Raw genomic sequence first — 709 nt, forward strand, 5'->3', positions numbered from 1 at the left:
CTACATGAACACGCTCAACGCCATCCACTTCATGCATGACAAGTACATGTACGAGCGGCTGGAGATGGCCCTGCACGACCGCGACGTGCTGCGCACCATGGCCTGCGGCATCGCCGGCTTGAGCGTCGTCGCGGACAGCCTGTCGGCGATCAAGCACGCCACGGTGAAGGTGGTGCGCGACGAGCGCGGGCTGGCCACCGACTTCGTCATCGAGGGCGACTATCCGGCCTTCGGCAACAACGACGACCGGGTCGACGACATCGCGGTGTGGCTGGTCGAGACCTTCATGGGTCTGCTGCGCAAGCAGAAGGCCTACCGCGACGCGGTGCCGACGCAGTCGGTGCTGACGATCACCTCGAACGTGGTCTACGGCAAGAAGACGGGCAACACGCCGGACGGGCGCAAGGCCGGCCAGCCCTTCGCGCCGGGGGCCAACCCGATGCATGGGCGCGACCGCAAGGGCGCCGTCGCCTCGATGGCCTCGGTGGCCAAGCTGCCCTACGCCCACGCCCAGGACGGCATCAGCTACACCTTCACCATCGTGCCCGGCGCGCTGGGGCCGACCGAGGGTGAGCGGGTGGCCAATCTGGTGGGCATGCTGGACGGCTATTTCGGCCAGGGCGGCCACCACATCAACGTGAACGTCTTCGACCGCGAGACGCTGCTGCACGCCATGGATCATCCGGAGCTGTACCCGCAGCTGACCATC

1 protein-coding gene is annotated in these 709 nt (G+C 67.0%); it reads left to right on the forward strand.

Annotated features, from left to right (window positions below; translation table 11 throughout):
- Positions 1 to 709, forward strand: a 709-nt coding sequence (locus GBZ26_RS29735; RefSeq protein ID WP_282184379.1) for a pyruvate formate lyase family protein, incomplete at both ends; no start/stop codon positions are given.

Source organism: Azospirillum formosense, assembly GCF_013340925.1.
Lineage (GTDB): Bacteria > Pseudomonadota > Alphaproteobacteria > Azospirillales > Azospirillaceae > Azospirillum > Azospirillum formosense.